Source organism: Bradyrhizobium betae (assembly GCF_004123905.1).
GTDB lineage: Bacteria > Pseudomonadota > Alphaproteobacteria > Rhizobiales > Xanthobacteraceae > Bradyrhizobium > Bradyrhizobium betae_A.
This window is the reverse complement of the sequence record NZ_MZXW01000047.1, coordinates 103,653-121,686: the sequence shown is the minus strand read 5'-3', so window position 1 is coordinate 121,686 and position 18,034 is coordinate 103,653. Positions and strand designations below refer to the sequence as shown.

15 protein-coding genes and 1 pseudogene are annotated in these 18,034 nt (G+C 61.5%); 12 read left to right on the top strand and 4 right to left on the bottom strand.

From position 1 onward, the window contains the following. The first annotated feature begins 150 nt into the window (after positions 1-150). From B5V03_RS32265 to B5V03_RS32250, 5 genes and pseudogenes are all read left to right on the top strand, one after another. Positions 151-1,443 carry a sensor histidine kinase gene (locus B5V03_RS32265; RefSeq protein WP_129274429.1) on the top strand — a complete coding sequence of 431 codons (1,293 nt, stop codon included), beginning with the start codon at positions 151-153 and terminating at the stop codon, positions 1,441-1,443. 149 nt (positions 1,444-1,592) lie between these two features. Next, positions 1,593-2,428: pseudogene (locus tag B5V03_RS32260) on the top strand (transposase); the annotation flags it as partial. Positions 2,429-2,523: 95 nt separating this feature from the next. Then, the gene (locus B5V03_RS32255; protein WP_129274428.1) at positions 2,524-2,853 is read left to right on the top strand and encodes a hypothetical protein; all 330 of its coding nucleotides are present in this window, start codon (positions 2,524-2,526) and stop codon (positions 2,851-2,853) included. Between the two features lie 507 nt (positions 2,854-3,360). Continuing rightward, positions 3,361-3,531 (top strand): hypothetical protein, encoded by a 171-nt coding sequence (locus B5V03_RS41800; RefSeq protein ID WP_164988433.1) that lies wholly within the window; start codon positions 3,361-3,363, stop codon positions 3,529-3,531. Continuing rightward, complete coding sequence (locus tag B5V03_RS32250; RefSeq protein WP_129274427.1) at positions 3,521-5,590, top strand: recombinase family protein; 2,070 nt, start codon at positions 3,521-3,523, stop codon at positions 5,588-5,590. Before B5V03_RS41800 ends, B5V03_RS32250 begins: the two co-directional genes overlap by 11 nt. 324 nt (positions 5,591-5,914) lie before the next feature. On the opposite strand, the gene B5V03_RS32245 is transcribed toward B5V03_RS32250, so the two are convergent. The 3 genes from B5V03_RS32245 to B5V03_RS32235 are packed head-to-tail and all read right to left on the bottom strand — an operon-like array spanning position 5,915 to position 10,258. Next, the gene (locus tag B5V03_RS32245) at positions 5,915-6,862 is read right to left on the bottom strand and encodes an HlyD family secretion protein (RefSeq protein ID WP_245502396.1); all 948 of its coding nucleotides are present in this window, start codon (positions 6,860-6,862) and stop codon (positions 5,915-5,917) included. 10 nt (positions 6,863-6,872) lie between these two features. Beyond that, a complete protein-coding gene (locus B5V03_RS32240; RefSeq protein WP_129274425.1) occupies positions 6,873-9,203 on the bottom strand; it encodes an ABC transporter permease in 2,331 nt (776 codons plus the stop codon). Beyond that, positions 9,200-10,258, bottom strand: coding sequence for an HlyD family secretion protein (locus B5V03_RS32235; protein WP_129274424.1), 1,059 nt, complete (start codon positions 10,256-10,258; stop codon positions 9,200-9,202). Before B5V03_RS32235 ends, B5V03_RS32240 begins: the two co-directional genes overlap by 4 nt. A 451-nt stretch (positions 10,259-10,709) precedes the next feature. On the opposite strand from B5V03_RS32235, the gene B5V03_RS32230 reads away from it, so the two are divergent. The 7 genes from B5V03_RS32230 (at position 10,710) to B5V03_RS32200 (ending at position 17,522) form a co-directional block, all read left to right on the top strand. Further along, a complete protein-coding gene (locus B5V03_RS32230) occupies positions 10,710-11,633 on the top strand; it encodes a 3-hydroxyacyl-CoA dehydrogenase (RefSeq protein ID WP_129274423.1) in 924 nt (307 codons plus the stop codon). Between the two features lies 1 nt (position 11,634). After that, positions 11,635-12,609 carry a 3-hydroxyacyl-CoA dehydrogenase NAD-binding domain-containing protein gene (locus B5V03_RS32225; protein ID WP_129274422.1) on the top strand — a complete coding sequence of 325 codons (975 nt, stop codon included), beginning with the start codon at positions 11,635-11,637 and terminating at the stop codon, positions 12,607-12,609. An 85-nt stretch (positions 12,610-12,694) separates the two neighbouring features. Then, positions 12,695-13,915 carry an acyl-CoA dehydrogenase family protein gene (locus tag B5V03_RS32220; RefSeq protein ID WP_129274421.1) on the top strand — a complete coding sequence of 407 codons (1,221 nt, stop codon included), beginning with the start codon at positions 12,695-12,697 and terminating at the stop codon, positions 13,913-13,915. Between the two features lie 55 nt (positions 13,916-13,970). Then, positions 13,971-14,822: an enoyl-CoA hydratase-related protein gene (locus B5V03_RS32215; RefSeq protein ID WP_129274420.1), complete on the top strand. Its 852-nt coding sequence runs from the start codon at positions 13,971-13,973 to the stop codon at positions 14,820-14,822. A 39-nt stretch (positions 14,823-14,861) separates the two neighbouring features. Beyond that, entirely contained in the window at positions 14,862-16,088 is a 1,227-nt protein-coding gene (locus B5V03_RS32210) for a CaiB/BaiF CoA transferase family protein (RefSeq protein ID WP_129274419.1), read from the top strand. Between the two features lie 82 nt (positions 16,089-16,170). Continuing rightward, positions 16,171-16,956: an enoyl-CoA hydratase gene (locus B5V03_RS32205; protein WP_129274418.1), complete on the top strand. Its 786-nt coding sequence runs from the start codon at positions 16,171-16,173 to the stop codon at positions 16,954-16,956. A gap of 2 nt (positions 16,957-16,958) precedes the next feature. Continuing rightward, positions 16,959-17,522: an NADPH-dependent FMN reductase gene (locus B5V03_RS32200; RefSeq protein ID WP_129274444.1), complete on the top strand. Its 564-nt coding sequence runs from the start codon at positions 16,959-16,961 to the stop codon at positions 17,520-17,522. Between the two features lie 46 nt (positions 17,523-17,568). Here B5V03_RS32200 and B5V03_RS32195 read toward each other — a convergent pair whose 3' ends face one another. Continuing rightward, positions 17,569-18,018: a hypothetical protein gene (locus tag B5V03_RS32195; RefSeq protein WP_129274417.1), complete on the bottom strand. Its 450-nt coding sequence runs from the start codon at positions 18,016-18,018 to the stop codon at positions 17,569-17,571. Between the last annotated feature and the right edge of the window lie 16 nt (positions 18,019-18,034).

The following is an 18,034-nucleotide window of genomic DNA, read 5'->3' as shown; positions in this document are numbered from 1 at the left end:
AAACCGGACGCCGACCAAGTTGGCGTCCACCGCTGCTTTTGACCCACAGCCGACGTAGGATGTTGGCCGCATGTTCGGTTTGGACTATCGCAAACTGGGGCTGGAGCCGTTATCTTAGCCTCATCCGTCTAAGCCGAGGAACTGTTCTGCATGAACGAGAGCATCCACGGAGAAAGGACCGCTTCTGAGCTGCAAGATCGGGTGACCGAACTCGTCGAGCAACAGACGGCCATCTCGGAAGTGCTGCGCGCCATTGCGAACTCGCCGCACGACATGCAGCCCATCTTCGACGCCATCCTCGATAGCGCCACACGCCTCTGTCGAGCAGACCTAGGCGTCTTACGTCTCTCCGAAGAAAGCGGCTTTCGTCGCGTGGCGCTGCGAGGCGACCGCCTTTTGGTTAGTCGGGCGGGATCATCATTCCCAGTGCTGGCAGAAAAGGGGAGCCTTCCGAGTCGATTTACCACAAGCAGGTTAGCCACCCACATCCCCGACTTTACAGCACTTCTTGAGGGCGATCATCCGGATGATCATTGGATCACGGCGGTGAACGTAGGTGTTCGAACGGGCCTGACTGTGCCGTTGCTCAAAGACAATGAGATAGTCGGGATCATCAGTCTGGTCCGCAAACAGGTGCAGCCGTTCACCGACCAACAGATTTCCTTGTTCACGGACTTCGCTGCGCAAGCCACCATTGTCTTGGAGAGCACCCGTCGCGAGCGGCAATATCGCGAGGCCCAGATGGCGCTGGCGCATGCCAACCGCGTAGCGACGATGGGAGAATTGATGGCCTCGATCACCCACGAGGTCAAACAACCGATCGCCGCAGCACGCAACAACGCGCGTGCCGCCTTGAATTTTATGGACCAAAACCCGCTAGATCTGGGCGAAGCCAGGGAAGCGCTCGGCTGTGTTGTGGACGATGCCGATCGAGCGGGAGACATCCTCGACCGGATCCGAGACCACATCAAGAAGGTGCCCGCACGAAAGGACGCCGTAGCGATCGACGATGCCATCAGTGAGGTTATTGCTCTCACCCGTGCGGAGGCCGCAAACAATAGCGTGTCGGTGCGGACGCAATTTGGGGAGGGTTTGCCGCGTGTCCAAGGCGATCGGGTGCAACTGCAACAAGTGATGTTGAACTTGATCGTCAATGCCATCCAGTCGATGCGTGACGTTGAGGACGGCAACCGCGAACTACACATCAGCACCGTGGCTATCGAGCCGGAGGGCGTGCGGGTCGAGGTGCAGGACACCGGCCCGGGGCTGAACCCGGAGAGCCTTCCGCGTCTGTTCGAGCCATTCTACACGACCAAGCCTGAGGGCATGGGCATGGGCCTCTCGATCTGCCGCTCGATCATCGAAGCCCACGGTGGGCGGCTGTGGGCGACCGGGTGCGAGCCGCGGGGTGCTCTCTTTCAGTTTACGATCCCCGCTGACTGAGCCGCCATCCGTGGTCGATGTCGCTTATTGGCCGATTTTGTTGTAAAAGTCGGTTGAGACAAGTCACGAAGCGTGATTCCGTTGTGCTGACGCGAATCTCGGTGAGGTCGATCCATGATGGGCCGTCTGAAGAGTGACCAAGGTCAGTCTACGAGTTTCATCTTGGCAACGCGGTTCCTGAAGATCATCTGGTGCGGAAGATCGATGCTGCTCTCGATCTGTCCTGGCTTCGCGGTGAACTAGCATCTCACTATTCGTCGATTGGGCGCCCGTCGATTGATCCGGAACTGATGATCCGGATGCTGATCGTGGGATACGTCTTTGCGATCCGCTCGGAACGGCTGATCTGCCGTGAAGCGCAGGTGAACCTCGCCTATCGCTGGTTCTGCAAGCTCGGTATCGAGGACGCTGTCCCGGATCATTCGGCGTTCTCGCGCGCCCGCAACGAGCGCTTCCGCGATGGAGATGTTCTCCGCCGCGTGTTCGAACGGATTGTCGAGGCATGCATTGCCGCCGGTCTGGTTGGTGGCGAAGGATTTGCAGTCGATGCGAGCCTGATTGCGGCTGACGCGCACAAGCAGCGCTCGATCGCCGGTCAGGACTGGCGCAGGGATCGCGATCCGGCCAGGTCTAGCCGCGCGGTGAAGGAGTATTGGCAACCCTCGACGATCCGGCGTGGGGCGCCGCCAGCGATGTCGTCCCGAAGTTTGTCTCGCCATCCGATCCGGCAGCGCAGTGGACCGGCGCTCACAAGGGGCCGGCATTCTTCGCCGACAACTATCTCATCGACTTGAAGTTCGGCGTCATCGTTGATGTCGAGGCCTCCCGCGCTACTCGCCAGGCCGAGGTCGGTGCAGCAAAGACCATGATCGAACGAACCGAGGAGCGCTTCGGTCTCAAGCCAGAGCGACTTGTCGGAGATACCGCTTACGGAGCGGCTCCGATGCTGAACTGGCTGGTCGAGGAGAAGGGCATCGCGCCGCATAACCAACCCTGAGGGCGCGACGTGAGGTCGAACAACGCCAACTTCGAAGATGAGCATCCAATATTCTCTCTCGCCTTCGTGCAGGGGACGCGAGGTTGCTGCGCATCTCTCGTCGAACCGAGCCGCCGAAGACGGGAAGGGCAGACAGACAGGATCTAACCATTCAAGCCCTGCCAGCCCTGATCAGCAACGAGGCACTGAAGGCGCGGGCAATGCAGCCTGTGGCGGACGCTGTCACAAAACCCGAATTCTGCCGCGACTGGCGTAATCGACGCATCGCTCACAACGATTTGCTGCTGGCACTGGAGCAACCGACCATGCCACCGGCCCATGCGAGCAGGTTGCAGGTCAAGACGACCTTGAAATCACTCACCGCTATTCTCAATGCCGTGGCCGGCCATTTGAGCTGCACCCGGTTCTGTTGAGGCTTAAGCTAATCCGGCCTTCCGTTCGAACTCCATATGGCTCAGATATGCGATCGTCGAGTGTCTTCGTTTCGGATTGTACAACGAGGTTTGAGAACGCCCACAGGACCGTTCTTCGCGAGGTTCTTTATCGATATCATCCTTGGTTTGGTTGCCGAGTTTGCGTTCATGGGGCCGTCGACAAGGCTGGCGATGTCGCCTTCCGCTGCACGCTGGATGGATCGCAAGCAGATCGTTGGCTGGAGGTTCCAGCATGGATGTTCGACCGGACGGCATGCCCTGAGGCGGAGCTTTTGGCAGCTCGGCCATTTGTCAGCATAACCGCACTTGCAGCGCTTTCTGCGCTTCTCGATCTGGCGTTGATGGATCGAACGCCATCAGCTGTCCTGCTTTCTAGCGCATCCAGAGCCTCTCACGACCAGAATCGGGGAGAGACCCATGTCACGGCAGACGGCAATGCCAGGGAGCTGATACCGACACAATCGACAACCGCGGCCGCAGCAGCAGATGGATCTGTTCGGGAGCGGCCTGTCGAACGGCGCCATCGGCGCACCAGCATGGCTGGAGCTGCCGGCGGAAGCCCGGGCGGCCCTCACAAGCCTGATGACGCAGTTGATCGTCGACCATGCTGCGATGACAGCGACGCCGCGCGCGAAGGAGGTCGGTCATGATCTCTGACAAGGTCAGGCCTCATCATCTGGAGCGCAAGGCGATTCTTTACGTGCGTCAATCCTCGGCACATCAGGTGTTGCACAATCGCGAGAGCAGCGCGTTGCAATACGCCATGCGGGACCGGCTGACGGCGCTCGGTTGGTCTGAGATCGAAGTGATCGATGATGATCTCGGTCGTTCAGCCGCCGGCGGGGTACAACGCGCTGGTTTTGAGCGGATGGTAGCGGAGGTTTGCCTCGGTAAGGTTGGTGCGGTTTGCGCCCGCGAGGTCTCGCGCTTCGCTCGCAACAGCCGGGATTGGCAGCAACTCATCGAGATGTGCCGCGTGGTCGACACCGTTCTGGTCGATCAGGAGACTATCTATGCGCCAAGGCACGGCAACGACCGCCTGCTGCTCGGGCTCAAGGGTAGCCTCAACGAGTACGAGCTGGATCTGTTGCGCCAGCGCTCGCTCTCGGCCCGCTACGAGAAGGCGCGCCGGGGCGAGTTGATTGTGGCGGCGCCCGTTGGCTTCGTGAAGGCCGGCGACCGCTATGAGAAAGATCCGGATCGGCGCGTCCAGGAAGCGATCCAGTTGGTGTTCGACAAGGTCGAGGAACTGGGCAGTGCCCGACAGGCGCTCTGCTGGCTCCACGAGTACAATCTCGATCTGCCGGTGAAGCAGTCCAACGGCGACACAGCCTGGCGGCGACCGAGTTACTCCGCCATCCACCGGATCATTGAGAACCCGGTCTACGGCGGCGCCTATGCCTATGGTAAGACGGCTGTGGCGGCGGGATACACCGCCGAGGGCGTGAGCGTGAAGATCCGCCGCAAGACGCGGAACGAATGGTTGACGTTGAAGCCTAATACCCACGACGGGTATGTGAGCTGGGAGAGGTTCGAGGCGATCCGCGCGATGGTCAGCAGCAACGTTCCCACTGGTCGGCATCACGGCGCGCCCAAGCATGGAGACGCGCTGCTGGCCGGTCTGATCCGGTGCAAGCGCTGCGGCCGCAAGCTCACGCTCCGGTACTCCGGCATGAATCACCATATCCCGCGCTACAGCTGCAGCCGCGCTTGGATGGACAATGGCGGCCCTCACTGCATCGCCTTCGGAGGATTGCGCGTCGATGATGCAATCGAGGAAGCACTGCTTAGCGTTGTCGGCCCAGGCGCTATCGCCGCTGCAACCGCTGCTGCCAAGGAAGCCGGAGAACGACGGGATCAGGTGCGCGATGCTCTCAGTCGCGACCTCGAAGCGGCGCGCTATGCCGCCGACCGGGCTTTCCGGCAATACGATGCCGCTGACCCCGCGAACCGGCTGGTGGCGAGTGAGCTTGAAGCGCGCTGGAACAGAGCGCTCGCTCACGCGGCGGAGGTCGAGGACAAGATCGCTATGCATGATGCGGCGACGCCCGCACCCATTGCTGATCCAGCTTCGCTCGGCGTACTGGCCTCGAACCTCAAAACGGCCTGGGATGCGCCGACGACGGATGCTCGCCTCAAGAAGCGCATTGTGCGCACCCTCGTCCATGAGGTCGTGGCCGATATCGACGACGCGGCGTCCGAGATCGTTCTCATCGTCCACTGGGTGGGTGGCGCCCACAGCAAGTTGCGCTTGCCCAAGCGCCGGCGCGGACAGCGCAACAGCACTTCTGCCGATATTATCCAAGCCGTGCGTCAACTGGTACTGATCGCCAGCGACGATCTGATTGCCGGCCTCCTCAACCGCAACGGCCTCAAGACGGGCAACGGCAATCGCTGGAGCCGCGAGCGCGTCACATCAATGCGCTCGAACTACCACCTCCCGGTGTTCAAGCCCGCCGATGACGGGATCGAACCCTGGCTCAACCTTGGCAACGCCGCAAAGCTCCTGAAGATCGCGCCCAAGACGCTCCGGCTGGCCGCTGAAGCCGGCGAAATCGAAGCCTTCCATCCGCTATCGGACGGCCCGTGGATCTTCGCCCGCGCCTCGCTGATAACAACTGCCGCTCAATCTGTCGCCGAACGAGTGCGACAGAACCCAAGATACCCCACGGGATCGCATCCCAATCAACAAAGTCTCTTCTCTTCAACAACATAGACAGATGGGTGTTCTGATGCGCGATTGTAGAAGCGCTCAATATAGTCGAACACGTCGGCCTTGGCCTCATCCCTTGTTCGGTACACTTTGCGCGCTGTGTTTCGGCATGGAATAAGCGAACGCCGATTGACAGGCAGGATGGGCGATGGGCGATATAAATGAACGCGGCGGTCTGCTTCAGAAAGGCCGAGCGATCAGTTTAACCCGAGCACTGACACATTGGACCAAATGGCACTTGCTTGTAATCAACCTGCAGCATCTCAGGAGGGAGACTGTCCGGCGGACCAGTCTGGTGATTTACTCGGCGACCTCCATGATCTCGGGCTAGTTCTTGATCCAAACAGTCATGCCCGGCTCAAGGTCCCCCGGCTGCTCCTCTGGGTCTAGGCGTAAGCGAAGCGTATTGCGGTCGTGATCGCCGATTACCCGCTCGGCCTGCCAGGTGGCAAACGTTCCGAGTGGCCGCAGTTCGGTGATCACGGCTTTGCTGGGGGCATCGGTTCCGTTCCGCATCACGCTAGCCGCTTTTCCCATCGAGAGGCGATTGAGCTGATCCTCGCGCACATTGAACGAGAGCCATTGCTTGCCCGTCGCCTCGACCACCAGGATCGGCTGGCCCGCGCGAACGTTTTCGCCCACCTCCGCGGCGACGACACTGACCACGCCGTCGGCCGGCGCGCGCAATACCATCTTGTGGAGACGGCGCTCGAGCACCGTCACCGCGGCGGCGGCAGCCTGCACCTGCGTGTCGACGATCGCGCGTTCCTCCCGGGTCGGACCCGCCACGGCCGCATCGTAGTTGGCCTGGGCCGCCGCGACGTCCGCACGTGCGGTTGCGACGTTGTTTTCGGCCTGATCGAGCGACTGCTGGGATTCAAAGCTCTGCCGCGCCAGCGTGCTGGTCCGGATGAGCTGGGCTTGCACGTAGTCGAGGCGCGCGCTGGCCTTGGCGATGGCGGCTTTCAGCGACTCGACCTGCTCGCGGCGGACGCCGGCATAGACGTTGTTGCGGTTAGCGGTCACCGATGCCAGCGCTGCCCGCGCCTGGTCCGCCTGTGCCGTCAACTCCACCGCAGAGAGCCGCGCCAGAATGTCGCCTGCGCGCACATAAGCGCCCTTCTCGACCGCAATAGACTGGAGCTGGCCACCCACCTCCGGCTCAACTCTCACCTCGGTCGTGCGCACGACACCGACAATTGCAGCCGCCGGAACGGGGCGGCGCGCGGAATAGATCAGGGCGCCAGCGACGAGGACGACGGGGATCGCGACCACCGCGGCAAGCCTAACCTTCTGCATGTCGCTGTCCTCTCTTAACGAAAAAGGCCGAGATTACCGCGAGCGCGAAATAGCCCAGCGCCAGCGCCCAGAGGCCAAGCCAGTCATGGGCGACTTCCAAGATGCCGGCGCCAAGCTGGTTGATACGGACGAGGCCGTCGATCGCGGAGTCAGCGGGGAAGATCCTGCCGAACGCAAGGGCCATTTCGGGAATCGCCTCGCGCGGCCATGCAAAGCCGGCCATGAAAAACTGCGGCAGGCTGGTCGCCAGCAGCAGGATGGTCGCGTTCTCCGGCCGCGTGAACCAGGCGCCGACGGCCTGTCCCATAAAGCTCGTGGCCAGCAGGAAGATGCTCGCGAGCGCGAGGATTTGCGGCGGATGGCCGAGGGTCGAGAAGCCATAGATCCGCGGCAGCACAATCAGATAGAGCGCTACCGCCGGCAGGTAGATGGTCAGATGCGCAACGCCGCGGCCGAGCACGCCGGAGAAGGCGCCGCCCGCGCTCGCCAGCGCCGAGCCGGTCAGCATCGCCGCGCCGATCAGGAGGGTTTGCTGGAGGATCAGCACGAATGCGGCCGGAACGACGTAGCTCGCATAGCCGCCGACCGGGTTGAAGATCGGCTGCAGCAAAACGTCAGCTGGGCTCGTGCTTGCCAGCTTCGCCTTGACCAGGCTGCCATCCGACCGTCCGCCGCGCGACACCAGCTCGGACGTCAGGGCGCCGAGGGCGGCGGCCACGCCGCTTGCGGTCGACCTAAAAATGAAGAGGTAGGTGGCGTCCGCATAGACCGGGATGTGAGCCGTGATGCCCTTGAGCACGTCGCGCTCGGTGCCGCCCGGAATGTCCACGGCGGCAAAAGCCTCCCCGCGATCAATCGCGGTGTGTGCCTCGGCAAGCGTGCGGGCGCGAACCGCGACGGTCAATGCGCCGCTCGCATCCAGCGTCTCGACCATCCGGCGGCTGAGATCGCTGAGATCATTGTCAACCACCGCGATCGGAAGCTTGCGCAGGATCTGGTTCAGATAGGGCTGCGGGTAATAGACGCCATAAACCAGCGGAGCCAGGAACAGCACGCTGAAGGCGCTCCGCGTTCCCAGCACGCGCCGCCACTCTGCCATGAAGACGCCGCCGATGCCGCGCGGCGTGCGCTCGGTCGCGCGGGGCTCCGCAGGTTGCGCCGTCTCGAACCAGCCCCTTCGCGTGAGGCTCGCCATGCGCAGCGATGCCAGACCAGCAAACAGCAGCGCCAGCCCTGCGAGCGCGGCGAAGGGGACGGCAGAGTCAGCAACCGGCAATCCCCGCGCCGCCTGTCCCAGCAGGACGGCCATGTACCAGCGCAGCGGAAGGATCGCGCTCCAGGCATGCGCAAACGCATTCATGCCGACCGTCGGGAAGCCGACGCCGGCATAGCCGAACGCGGGCGAGGCAAACAGGCCTGCAAGTCCGAGCCCGGTTGCGAGGTCGCGAACCAGGAGCTGGAGCAGGGCGCCGAGCGAAAGATAGGCAATGATCAGGACCGAGCCTGCGGCAACCACTAGCGGCAGGTCTCCCTTGAACGGGACTTGCAGCACACCCTCGAGGACAAGCGGCTCTGCCAGCATGATCAGGAAGAAGATGCAAAAGAGCGGCGCGAGCTTGCCGGCGAGCGCTGTGACCGGATCGCCTCCGGCGCTCGCGAGCCAAGCCCGCGCATCGCGGCGGCGGAATTCGGAGCCGACCGAATAGCCGGCGGCGAGCGTGATCACGACATGGATAATCGTCGGCAGCAGCGCCCGCAGCAGGAACTGCGCATAGTTCTTCTGCGGATTGACCAGCGCGATGGTCTCGGCGGAGAGCGTCCCGACCGATGCCGCAGCGGGGGCGGCGCGCTTGGCGGGAGCGGCCACAGCCGCCGCGGCGGACAGCGCATCGCTCAGACCCGAGGAGGCGATGCCGGCTGCCGTCAGAAACTGCTGGTTATAGAACCCGACCACCTGTGGGCGGCGTTGGGCTTCGAGGTCGCGCTCGAAATCAGGCGGGATGTGAATTGCTGAAATTGCCTTGCCCGAGCGTATGTCCTGGACCGCCGTGGACAGGGTACCGGAGCGGTCGACGATTTCGAGGCTCGGCGACGCCGCGACGTATTCCACCAGCGCACGCGAAGCATCCGATTTGTCCTCATCGACCACCGTGACGCCGAGCCCACGGATGACTGGATGGCTGAAGACCGTGGTCAGCACCACGAATGCAAACAGGGGAACGCCGAAGATCAGGAGCAGCGCCACGCGATCATGAAGCAGCCAGCGGCACTCCCGCCGCGCGACCAGCAGAAACCCCGGCTTGGGCGGGGACCTCATGGCCGCGACCGCCAGTCCAGATAGGCGCTCATTCCAGGTCGCAGCTCGGGCACCGGCTGGACCGGATAGGCGCGGATGGAAAATGTCCTCAGATCGAAATCGCCGGTGGCGCGCGTGGCTCGCCAGCTCGCATATTCCCCTTTGGTGGCGATGAGCTTGACCGCGACCGTGATGGAGCGGTCCCCGAGCGCCGGAATGCGGACATCGAAGCGATCGCCAACCTTGAGGCCTTTGACCAGATCCTCGCGAAGATCGAAATGCACCCAAAGGTCGGCTAGATCGATCAAGGTCACGAGGGGGACGCCCGGCGACACGTATTCGCCAGGCTCCACGTTGCGCCGGTAGACCTGCGAGGCGACGGGCGCATAGACCACGAGCTGATCGAGGGTCGATTGGACGCTCTGGATGTCGGCGCTGGCCTTTTCGACGTTGGTCCCGGCGATGGCCCGCTCCTCCTTGGTGTAGCCGTTGACCGCCTGATCGTAGGCCGATTTGGCCTGATCGACGCCACGCTCGCTTTCATGCAGCGCATCGGTCGCCTGGTCGAGGCGAGCCTGCGGCGCGTTCCCCTGTTCGGTCAGGGTGTGGGTGCGGTCGAACGTCTTCTGCGCCAGAACCAGCGCTGCCTGCGCCCGCTCCATTTCCGCCTTGCGTGCAGCAATCACTTCCACCCGCGTGCCGACCAGCACGTTGGCAAGCTGCGCATCCGCAACGGCCTTGGCCGCCTTCATCTGCGCGTGCTTGGCTAACGTTTCGGGGTTGTCGATCTGGACTAGCACCGCGCCCGCGGCAACGTTCTGACCACGTTCGACCGAGATTTCCTTTACCCGCCCGTCAACACGCGCCGCTATATCGAGGCGCGTCGCGTCGACTTCGCCCTGTACGAGAAGCGGTTCCGGTCGCAAGAGGTAGAAGATAGACAACCCCACGACAACGGATGCAACGATGCCGACGATAATGGAGGGAGCACGTGCCGCCCTGGGCGTCTTGTTCTGTCCGTCAATCGGTGCGTCGGACGTATTGTGAACTTCCTCATCAGAGGTCGGGATGTCCATGCCTGCCTCCACTTGGTTCACGACATATTGGGTTTCAGGCGTCTCGCCGGACCTGCATGCGCCCTGTCGGTTTTGGCGGTACTTTGACTTAGCCAGCACGTGCATTTCGCCGATTGTCTCGACGCGCTTCGATTTGAATGTTCGTGCGGTGTCAATTGCACACCCGCAAATGAGCAGTCCGGGAGACTCCGCGGGAGCGAATCAGTGGGGCTCTTCCGGTTCGCCGTCGGCGCTCAGCTCCCCTATGTACCGGTCGTCGGCTCCTCCGGAAATGTCATGCGCCGACGAATGCACGTGCACAGCAGAGAGGAAACGAGCGGTGCGGGTGAGCGATTGAGAAGCACATCCATTCCAGCGACGATCGTCCTATTCAATATCGTGGCAAGTATTCGCGGCACGGTCGCGGTCAAGCACTGACCAAGTTCACGTCAGATCGCCATACAGGTGCCACATGTCTGAAGCCGTCAAGAAGAACAATCAAAGTGCTGCCGCTGCTGTCGCTCGTCTGTTTGTCCTTGAACTGAATGCCGGCCACATACACTCAATGAGTCTCGACGGCTCCGACCGCAAGACCATCGTGTCGGATTGTCATTTGCCCGACGGTATCGTTGTCGACGCCGAGGCTGGCCATATCTATTGGACCAACATGGGCATCCCAAACCTGAATGACGGATCTATCGAGCGCGCCGATACCGATGGCAAAAATCGCAAGACGATCGTCGCACGAGGGCAGACCCACACTCCGAAGCAAATCATCCTCGATAAGAGGGGCGGTAAACTCTATTGGTGTGACCGAGAAGGCATGCGCGTCATGCGCTGCAATTTCGATGGCTCGAAGCTGGAGACGCTCATTGAGTCGGGGCACGGCGATGCCGATAGCCAAGATGCGACGCGATGGTGCGTTGGACTAACGATCGATCCGAAATTTGGAAAAATCTACTGGACGCAAAAAGGTCCAGACAACGCCGGGCTCGGTCGCATCTTCCGCGCCAACCTCGAGATTCCGGCCGGCCAAACTGCAGCGGCCAGGTCCGACATCGAGATCTTCTACGATGGTCTGCCGGAGCCGATCGATATCGAGTTCGATCACGAGAACCGTGTTCTCTACTGGACCGACCGCGGCGATCCTCCGCGCGGCAACACGGTGAATCGGGCGTCGATCGACAATAAGCCCCCCGAGCCGGAGATCGTGGTCACTCATCTCATGGAAGGGATCGGTATCGCGCTCGACGTTCCAAACAACCGCATGTTCGTGACCGATTTCGCGGGTTCGATTTACTCCGCCAGGCTCGATGGATCCGGTGAACGAAATTTCCTCTTCGCCCAAGGCAATCTCACCGGCATCGCCTACGCTGAAATCCCGCAGGAGAAGTGACATGTCGCACAACAAACCCATTCGGCGTATCGCCATCATTGGCACGGGCGTTATTGGCGCAAGCTGGGCCTCGCTCTTCCTTGCTAATGGCCTGGATGTGGTGGCGACAGACGTTGCGCCAGGCGCGGAAACTGCGCTGAAGCGCTTTGTTGCAGCGGCCTGGCCCGCGTTGCAACGGCTTGGGCTCGCATCCGGTGCGTCCCAGAACAGGCTGTCATTCACCGCGACTCTGACGGATGCCGTCAAGGACGTAGATCTGGTCCAGGAAAACGGGCCCGAGAAGATCGAGTTCAAAAAGACGCTTTATCGCCAACTGGACGAACTGCTGCATCCCAGCGTCATCATCGCCTCAAGCTCGTCGGGCTTGACCATGAGCGAAATCCAGTCCGCGTGCGAAATGCATCCTGAACGTTGCGTGATCGGCCACCCGTTCAATCCACCGCATCTGATCCCGCTGGTCGAGATTGTCGGCGGAGCGAAGACGTCGAGGAATACCATCGAGCGCGCCGACGAATTCTATACATCGATCGGGCAGCGGACAGTGCGCGTCAACAAGGAAATGCCGGGCCATGTCGCCAACCGTCTCCAGGCGGCGCTGAGCCGGGAGGTCTACTACCTTGTCTCCGAGGGCGTGGTGAGCGCCGCCGATGTCGACACCGCCCTGAGCTGGGGCCCGGGTCTGCGCTGGGGAGTGATGGGCAGCATGATGCTCAACCATCTCGGCGGCGGTCCGGGCGGCATCGAGCACTTCTTCCAGCAGTTTACCGGCCCGATGACGGCCTGGTGGAAGACCCTCGGCTCGCCGGTATTAACGCCGGAAGTGCAGAAGAAGCTTATCGATAGCGTCCATGCCGAGGCCGGATCGCGCAGCATCGTGGAGCTGGAGGCGGAGCGCGATGAAGTGCTGCTCGGGCTGATCGAGCTGCGCAACAAGGTTGCCAATTCAAGCCAAACGAAATCGACGGAGCCGGCCTGAGATTAGGCGCAGCCGGCGCGATCGATCATCCAACACGTTTTTCAATCTCTTCCGGCTTTCGAGCCGCAGCACTAGGAGTCCAACAATGCCCACTGCAACCGCGGCAAGCAAGGTCGCTTCACCGAAGCCGGCGCCCGTCCCCGACGGCGATTTCTATCAGCTGGTCGATCTTCTCACCCCTGACGAGAAAGCGGTGGTCAAAAAGGTGCGGACCTATATGGAGGCCAAGGTCCAGCCGATCATCAACAAGTATTGGTCCGATGACGCGTTTCCGTTCGAATTGCTGCCATCGTTCAAGGAGCTCGGCCTTGGTGGGCTCGGCTTCGAGGGGTATGGCTGCGCCGGCGGCAGCCAGAAGCTGTTCGGCTTCGTGGCGATGGAGCTGGCGCGCACCGATGCATCGTTCTGCACGTTCTTTGGCGTGCACAGCGGCTTAGCGATGGGGTCGATCTACCTCGATGGCTCCGAGGAGCAGAAGCAGAAATGGCTGCCGCCGATGGCGCGGCTGGAGAAGGTCGGCTGCTTCGGCCTCACCGAGCCGCTGGTCGGATCCGGAACGAGCGGCGGCCTGACCACGACGGCCAAGCGTGAAGGCGATACCTGGGTTCTCAACGGACAGAAGCGGTGGATCGGCAACGCCCCGTGGTGCGACCTCTCTATCATCTGGGCGCGCGATCTTGCCGACAATCAGGTCAAGGGCTTCATTGTCGAGAATAAGTCGACGCCCGGCTTCAGCGTCGAGAAGATCGAGCACAAGATCGCGCTCAAGGTGGTCCAGAACGGCCAGATCACGCTGAAGGACGTGCGGGTGCCTGAAGCGAACCGTCTGCAGGGCGGAAATTCCTTCCGCGATACCGCACGCGTGCTGCGGATGACGCGATACATGGTAGGCTGGGCGTCAACCGGCATCCAGATGGGCGCATACGAAGCAACCCTCAAATACGCCCAGGAGCGCCTGCAATTCGGCAAGCCGATCGCTTCGTTCCAGATGATCCAGGATCTGCTCGCCAAGATGCTGGCCAATCTGACAGCGTGCCAGTGCATGATGCTTCGTCTGGCGCAGCTCGATGACGAAGGCAAGCTTGGCGACCATCACGCGGCCCTGGCGAAGGCGTTCTGCACTGCGAAATCGCGCGAGACGGTCTCCTGGGGCCGCGAGGTACTGGGCGGCAACGGTATCGTCGCCGACTACAACGTCGCGCGGTTCTTTGCCGATGCCGAAGCTCTCTACTCTTACGAAGGCACTTATCAGATGCAGAATCTGATCGTGGGCAAGGCCATCACCGGTCACGGCGCTTTCCTCTGACATCGCAGCGGCGCCGGCGCACCAGCGCCGGCTGCCTCACCCAGGAGACATGACTATGGTTTCGCAAGCTGCACCTTTAAGCGCTTCGCCTGCAACATTACCCAACTCCCTGCCCAGAGCGGCGCTAGCGCTGGCGAATGTCCAATACGAGAAAAAGGGCTCGATCGCCTACGTCACGGTCAACCGGCCCAAGGTGCTCAACGCGCTCAACACGCCCACCTGGACCGATCTGCACGCCGCATTCGAGGACGCAAAAGCAGATGCCTCCGTGCACGGCGTGATTCTCACCGGCGCGGGCGACAAGGCCTTTATCGCCGGTGCCGACATCAGTGAACTTGCACATGTAGATGCCTATGAAGCGGAGGAGTCCAGCCGGTTCGGGCAGGGTGTGCTGGACCTCATCGAAAATCTCGGCAAACCGGTGATCGCGGCTATCAATGGTTTTGCGCTGGGCGGCGGCTGCGAGACCGCGATGGCCTGCACCATCAGGATAGCAGCGGAGCACGCCAAGTTCGGGCAGCCGGAAGTGAAATTGGGACTGCTGCCTGGCGGCGGCGGCACGCAGCGGTTGCCGCGGCTGGTCGGAAAGGGCCGAGCGTTGCAGCTTATCCTAACCGGCGAAACGATTTCAGCACAGGAAGCGTTTCGCATTGGCCTCGTCAACGAGGTCGTTTCAGCATCGAGCCTGATTGACCGTGCGGAGGCGATTCTGAAGCAGATCGCCGCTAACGCTCCGATTGCTGTGAAGTTCTCTCTGGAGGCGGCTAACAAGGGGCTGGATGCCAGCCAAGGCGAAGGCCTTGCATTGGAGGCCTCTTATTTCGGCATTTGCGCCGCCACTGAAGACAAGAAGGAAGGCACCGCCGCCTTCCTCGAGAAGCGCGCGCCGCAGTTTCGCGGACGCTGAGACGAGGTCGCTCCCGACGAGGATTTGGAAAGCACACCCATGGCAAACGACAACATCTTCTCCGGACTGAAAGTGGTGGACCTCGCGAGCTTCATCGCAGGCCCCAGTGCCGCCGTGATCCTGTCCGATTTTGGTGCGGACGTGATCAAGGTCGAGCCGCCGAGCGGCGAACTGTGGCGACACGCGAATCACCTCCCGCCGCAGCCGGTTGCTGACGATGCCTATCCCTGGCATTTGGCCAACCGCAACAAGCGCGGCATGGCGCTTGATCTGAAATCTCCAAGTGCCCATCAGGTTCTCGAAAAGCTCGTCAAATGGGCCGACGTTCTCATCGTCAACACGCCGCACCCGGCACGCAAGAAATTGAAGATCGAATATGAAGATGTGACGGCGTGGAATCCGCGGCTGATTTACGCCGATATTACCGGTTTCGGCGATAAGGGGCCGGATGCGAACCTTCCCGGATTCGACATTACGTCGTACTGGGCTCGGAGTGGATTGCTATCGATGACGCGCGACGCCGGTGCGCCGCCGACCTGGCCGGTTGCTGGCAGCGGAGACAATGCTACCGCCGTCGGGCTCTATTCGGCAATCGTCACGGCGCTGTATCGTCGTGAACGTACAGGGGAGGGGGCGCATGTCACAACCTCGCTTCTCGCCGAGGGCGTGTGGTCCGCCAGCGTCTCGATCCAGGCCGCGCTGTGCGATGCGAAATTCTTCGGTCCGCATGATCGTATGCACCCGGCGAATGCAGCCATGAACGTGTATCGCGCCAAGGATGATACCTGGTTCGTCCTCCTCATCACGCCAGACAAGGTGGACGCCGTGGCGAAGGCGATTGGCCGCCCCGATCTTCTGACTGATCCACGGTTCTCCGACCCGGCGAAGCTGATGGCAAACATGACGGAGCTCACGGCGATTCTCGACCAGACCTTCTGCGCCGAGCCGATGTCACATTGGTACGAAGTGTTCAACGGCGTTCATGTAACGTTTGGTGCGGTGCGTGGGCCCCAGGAGGTAATCAACGATCCCCAGCTCCGGGCCAACGACATCATCGTCCCGCTCGACGGTGCAGGTGGCAAGCTGACGTCGACCATCAGTAGCCCGCTTCAGGTGCATGGCGTCACGAAAGTGCCCGCGAAGCGCGCCCCAAAGATCGGAGAGCACAACGAGGAGGTTCTCCGGCAGCTCGGATTCACCGCAACCGAAATCGATGTTTTGCATGAAAGCGGTGCCATCCCGAAAGCAAAGGAAAGTGCGGCCTAGGACGACGACCAGTCGGCGCCGCGGAGCCGCTCCCGGCGTCTCACGTGCAGCCAAATTCACCAGACGCAGCAGGAGTGCGATAATGGAAGATATTGTTACCGAACACGCAGGAAGCATCCTGCGGGTTCAGTTGAACCGCCCGACCAAGCGGAACGCGATGACATCGGCCATGTACGTGGCTCTGGCAGGCATCTTCAACGAGGCGGCAAATGACGAGAACACGCGTGTCGTCCTCTGGCACGGTGCTGGAGAATCGTTCTGCGCGGGCAACGATATCGAAGATTTCATCAGGAATCCTCCCGGGCCTGGAGACTCTCCGCAAGCCGGACTGATGGAGGCGCTTGTCAATTTCGACAAACCGATCGTCGTCGCGCTCCACGGCAGCGCGATCGGTGGCGGCACCACCATGCTGACGCACTGCGACTTCATATATGCGGGCGAGAGCGCGAAATTGCAGCTGCCCTTCATCAATCTTGCAGTCGTGCCGGAATTCGGATCGAGCTGCTCGGTGCCAGCGCGGATCGGTCACGTCCGTGCGGCGGAGCTGATTTTGTTGGGGTCTCCCTTCGATGCCAAACGCGCTGCGGAATTGGGCCTCGTTACACAGGTCGTACCCGACAACGACGTCCTGGCGAGAGCGACCGAAACGGCCCGGAATTTGTCAGCAAAGCCAGCAGGAGCACTGCAAGCGAGCAAGAGGCTCATGAAGCGGCCATTTCGGGAACAGATCAAGGCTGCGATGAAGGCTGAGAATGAAGAGTTCAGTGCGCAAGTCCGCTCCGAAGACGCAAAAGAGGCGCTTACGGCCTTCATGGAGAAGCGCAAGCCTGACTTCACCAGGACCGTCAAATCTCAGGCGAACGCATGACAATGGATAAGCCGATGAACGTGTGTGTGCTGGTTGGAAGCCTGCGGAAGGCGTCGTTTAACCGGACGTTGGCGAATGCGTTAATCTCGCTCGCGCCATCGTCGCTTAAGCTCGAGATCGTCGAAATCGGGCAACTGCCTCTCTACAACGAGGATCTCGACATCGATCCACCGGCGGATTGGACCGCATTCCGGCAGCGCGTCAAGGGCGCCGACGCAGTGCTGTTCGTCACGCCCGAATATAATCGCTCGGTGCCAGCCGCTCTCAAGAACGCACTGGACGTTGGTTCGAGGCCATATGGGAGTAGCGTCTGGGACCGCAAGCCTGGAGCGATCGTCAGCGGCTCGCCGGGTGCGATCGGCGCCTTTGGCGCCAATCATCATCTCAGGCAATCGCTGGTGTTCTTGAACGTACCGGCCATGCAGCAGCCCGAGGCTTACGTTGGTCGCCTCGACAAGCTCTTCGATGAACACGGCAACATCGCCAGCGAAGGAACCGGCAAATTCCTCCAGGGGTTTATGCAGGCCTTCGCGAGTTGGATCGAGGCGGTACGATCCCGGGAATAGCGCATTCGAGGCTGGCGACAGCGCGAGCTGAAATGATGGGGGGCGGTCAGAAATCTACTGGCCGCATCTTCTCGAATTCGTCGCGGCACGCATGACTGAAGCCAAGCAATAGATCGATCGTGCCATCAATGGCCATTTCGCGCAGTTGGACGAAGTTCTTATCAGGCTCCAGATAGCTGTCGAGAATTTTTCGGGCGACGTCTTCGGCTTGATGGACTACCTGCTTTGACGCCACCGCCCGCATCGCGCTCAACTTAGCGTAAAGACTGACCAGGTTTGGAATGTCGGCCTTGTCGTGCTGGAGCGCATCGATGTAGCACTTAGCGGCGTCCTCGATGAAATCCCTGTAGAGGGTCTGGCGGCGGGTCTCCTCGTGGAGAATCCATTGGGCGCGGACCTGGCTTCGTTGGCTCCGCCAATTTGCAATCCCGCTCGTCAAACCGCCGACGGCTGCCCCGGTGAGGGCGGCGAGGGCGGAGATGATGGAGGCATCCACAGGTGCAGTCCTCAAC